Source organism: bacterium (assembly GCA_030655055.1).
In the GTDB taxonomy this organism is placed as follows: domain Bacteria; phylum Edwardsbacteria; class AC1; order AC1; family EtOH8; genus UBA5202.
In genome coordinates this window covers 1-3,472 of sequence record JAURWH010000058.1, presented here as the reverse complement: position 1 = coordinate 3,472, position 3,472 = coordinate 1, and the positions used below count along the sequence as shown (strand labels likewise).

Below are 3,472 nucleotides of genomic sequence, written 5' to 3'. Positions count from 1 at the left end.
TCAAATCAAATCTATCCCCCCGGCTGCTGGCCCAGATCAAGCGTCTTGACCTGAAGGCCCGGATGGTGGTGGAGGGGTTTTTGACCGGTCTGCACAAAAGCCCCTATCACGGTTTCTCGGTGGAGTTCGCCGAATACCGGCCCTACCTGCCGGGTGATGAAGTGAAAAGGATCGATTGGAAGGTGCTGGCCCGGAGCGACAAGTATTTCGTCAAGGAATTTGAGGAGGAGACCAACCTTAAGGCCTATATTCTGCTTGACAGTTCGGCCTCCATGGGTTACCATAGTCCAAATGTGGCCAGCAAACTGGAGTACGGGTCCTATCTGGCCGCGGCCCTTTCATTTTTGCTGCTTTCCCAGAACGACGCGGCGGGCCTGGCCCTGTTCAACAGCCGGCTGCAGAGATACCTGCCGCCCCGCTCCCGGCGCAGCCACTGGCACGCCATTTTGCAGGAGCTGAACCAGGTCAAACCCCAGGGCCGGACCGGATATAAGAAGATCTTTCAGGAACTGGCCGGGCACCTCAAGCGCCGGGGCCTGCTGGTGCTGATCTCCGACCTGTGGGGCGATGATGACGAGATCATCAATTCCCTGAAAAATCTCCGCCACCTGAAGCACGAGGTGCTGGTGTTCCACCTGCTGGACCCGGACGAGGCCTCTTTTCCCTTCAAATCCGAAGCGGTTTTCGCCGACATGGAGACCGGGCAGGAACTGCAGATAAACCCGGCGGACATCAAACAGGAATATCTTAAGTCCCTAAAAAAGAGAACAGATCATCTGGCCCGGGAATGCCGCCGCCACCTGATAGACTACCAGGCCATCGTGACCGACCAGCCTTTCGACCAGGCCCTGCTGAGATACCTGCACAAAAGGCAGAAGCTGGGGTGAAAAACATCGGGAAAGAACGCGGATCATATTTGACATTTATTGACACTGAAAGGAATCTACAGATTATAGATACTGCGATAATTAATGACATTTTTACTGGGGCAAAAGATTCATCCAGGGTAAACAAAACAGCAACGTTTATCGGGAGGAAGCCAGATGTCAAAAATGAACGAACGCAGGACAGAGGAACGCCGCCGGGGGGACCGTCGCCGGGAAAGGCAGGCTGAGAACGGGCCGGGGAACGGGAACGACCGCCGGCAGAAGAATCGGCGGGAAAGACCCCGGCGTAAAGACTACGACCAAAAATAGGAGGGCCGGCCATGAAGGAAAGCAAACTGGTGGTCCGCTATCTGAACGGACGGGTGGCCAAGGGCCGGACCCTGGATTTTTCCTCCACCAAGGACAGTTTTCATATTATTTCGGACGACGACCCTCAAAATCCGGTCGAGATCAGGCTGGGTCAGGTCAAGGCGGTATTCTTTGTCAAGGATTTCATCGGCAACCGGGATTATGACGAGCGCAAGGAGTTCGATGGCCATAACCAGGTGCTGGGGAAAAAGATCCAGGTCACATTCAACGACGGCGAAGTGCTGACCGGACGGGCCGAGGTATACATGCCGAACCGCAAGGGCTTTATGCTGTTTCCGGCCGATCCCAAGTCCAATACCGAGAAAGTATTCGTGGTCAACTCTTCGGTAAAGGAAGTGAAATTCCTTTAAGGAATCGTTGCTTCAACAGGAACAAATCACAGGTAAATATTATTTAGAGATAGGGAACTGAATAAATGAAAAATGCGGGCATGCTGTTTTTAACTTTTTCTATCTTAACCGTTGTCGCCTGGGCCAGTCCCATCCAACAGGGCCGGAATTTCGGACTGGGTTTGGTGGCCGGCGAGCCTTCGGGGCTTTCCTGGAAGTACTGGCAGGGCTCGACCAACGCCTTTGACGGCACTCTGGCCTGGTCGTTTTTGGATGCCGGATATTTCCGGGCCAATGCCGATTACCTTTGGCACAACTACCAGGTAATAGAGGTGGAACAGGGCAAGATGCCTCTTTATTACGGCGTCGGCGCCACCTTGTGGGGCGGCCATTTTCATGACCGCGACGGGGCCAATATCGGGGTCCGGGGGGTGGTGGGTTTGGAGTACATCTTCAGGGATGCTCCGTTCGATCTGTTTTTGGAACTGGCTCCGACCCTGGACCTTGCTCCGGCCACCGGTCTTTGGCTACAGGGCGGTCTGGGAGCCAGATATTATTTTTGAAATTCAGGCTTAAAGGAAAATATAAAGGGCTGGAAGCTTTGCTTCCAGCCCTTTTGGCATGATGCCGTAATACTCTATTTTAATACTTCGATCATTTCCCGGTGTATCTTCCCGTTTGTGGCCAGGCATTCCGGCACGTAGATGCTGAACTTCTGTCCCTTAAAACCGCTCAGCTTTCCCCTGGCTTCAGTCACCATCAAAGACGCGGCCGCCATGTCCCAGGTCTTCAGCTTCATCTCCCAGAACCCGTCGAACCGGCCGCAGGCCACATAGGCCAGGTCCAAAGCCGCCGAGCCCGGCCGCCTCACCGCCTGGGCCCGCTTGATGAATCTCCGGAAGTTGTCCAGATTGTCTTTTCTGGAATAATGGACATCGTAGGGGAAGCCGGTGGCTAAAAGGCTTTTCTTCAGGACCGGCTGGGAGGATACCTTTATCTTGTTTCCGTTGATCCAGGCGCCCAGGCCTTTCCGGGCGGTGAACAGTTCGTTCAAATTCGGATTGTATATTGCGCCCAGCACAACTTGACCCTTAAACTCAAAAGCGATGGAGACGCACCAAAAGGGGAAGCGGTGGGCATAGTTGGTGGTGCCGTCCAGCGGGTCTATTATCCAGCGCCGGACAGACCGGGTGCGGTCCCGGTTTGTTTCCTCGGTCAGAATGTCGTCGCCGGGGTAATTCCGGCGAAGCATTTTAACCACCAGGGCCTCGGCTGCGCGGTCGGCCTGGGTCACCAGGTCGATCTCGCCCTTGTATTCAACCTTCAGGTCGCCCTGGGACATGGCCTGGAGCAAATGACCGGCCTTTTTTGCGGCCAGCACCGCGGTCTTGAATTCTTTGTCAAACATCAGGTAGTGTGTCTTATTATTAAAGGCGATGGTAAACAAGGGGATTTTATTAGGAAACCATGAAACCAGGAATACTATATGAGGGAAACGTTTATTCCTGGGATTCCTGCCTTCCTTATAAATATTATTTCAAGGTATATTCCATATCTTGTGCATCTGCCGGATAATGCTGACATGCTGAAGCTGCTCTCCGGCCAGGGCCTGGTATCTGCGGACCGTCTGCATTTCCGGGGCGTTCGGCCCTTCGGCTGGCTGGAGAACCAAAACCAACTTTTTGTCCACAGCGGCTATCATCCGGGCGGACTGTTCAACTTCTTCTGTCGTGGTTTTGTCACAGATGACCAGTTTGACGAAGGCCTTGTCTCTGGCGGTATGCAGGAACTGTTGCTGTACGTTCCAGATGTCTTTCCCGCAGGCAGTGGGAGGCTTGATGTCCATGGCCACCACGTCCACTCCGGAGATTATGGTTGCCAGTTCTT

At 53.9% G+C, this 3,472-nt stretch carries 6 protein-coding genes; 4 read left to right on the top strand and 2 right to left on the bottom strand.

Features of this window, described 5'->3' with window-relative positions:
- The 4 genes from Q7U71_02760 to Q7U71_02745 all read left to right on the top strand — a co-directional run.
- Positions 1–887, top strand: an 887-nt coding sequence (locus tag Q7U71_02760; protein MDO9390674.1) for a DUF58 domain-containing protein, incomplete at its 5' end; no start/stop codon positions are given.
- 156 nt (positions 888–1,043) lie between these two features.
- A complete protein-coding gene (locus tag Q7U71_02755; protein ID MDO9390673.1) occupies positions 1,044–1,196 on the top strand; it encodes a hypothetical protein in 153 nt (50 codons plus the stop codon).
- Between the two features lie 11 nt (positions 1,197–1,207).
- Positions 1,208–1,606 carry a hypothetical protein gene (locus Q7U71_02750; protein MDO9390672.1) on the top strand — a complete coding sequence of 133 codons (399 nt, stop codon included), beginning with the start codon at positions 1,208–1,210 and terminating at the stop codon, positions 1,604–1,606.
- Between the two features lie 65 nt (positions 1,607–1,671).
- Entirely contained in the window at positions 1,672–2,148 is a 477-nt protein-coding gene (locus Q7U71_02745; GenBank protein MDO9390671.1) for a hypothetical protein, read from the top strand.
- A 74-nt stretch (positions 2,149–2,222) separates the two neighbouring features.
- Here Q7U71_02745 and Q7U71_02740 read toward each other — a convergent pair whose 3' ends face one another.
- Both Q7U71_02740 and Q7U71_02735 read right to left on the bottom strand, forming a co-directional pair.
- Positions 2,223–2,993, bottom strand: coding sequence for an inositol monophosphatase family protein (locus Q7U71_02740; GenBank protein ID MDO9390670.1), 771 nt, complete (start codon positions 2,991–2,993; stop codon positions 2,223–2,225).
- A 129-nt stretch (positions 2,994–3,122) separates the two neighbouring features.
- A partial coding sequence (locus Q7U71_02735) for a hypothetical protein (GenBank protein MDO9390669.1) occupies positions 3,123–3,472 on the bottom strand: 350 nt, incomplete at its 5' end.

Excerpts from the sequence above, each read along its gene's own strand:
- Q7U71_02755 (MDO9390673.1), top strand. The coding sequence starts at position 1,044 with ATGTCAAAAATGAACGAACGCAGGACAGAGGAACGCCGCCGGGGGGAC.
- Q7U71_02750 (MDO9390672.1), top strand. The coding sequence starts at position 1,208 with ATGAAGGAAAGCAAACTGGTGGTCCGCTATCTGAACGGACGGGTGGCC.
- Q7U71_02745 (MDO9390671.1), top strand. The coding sequence starts at position 1,672 with ATGAAAAATGCGGGCATGCTGTTTTTAACTTTTTCTATCTTAACCGTT.
- Q7U71_02740 (MDO9390670.1), bottom strand. The coding sequence starts at position 2,993 with ATGTTTGACAAAGAATTCAAGACCGCGGTGCTGGCCGCAAAAAAGGCC.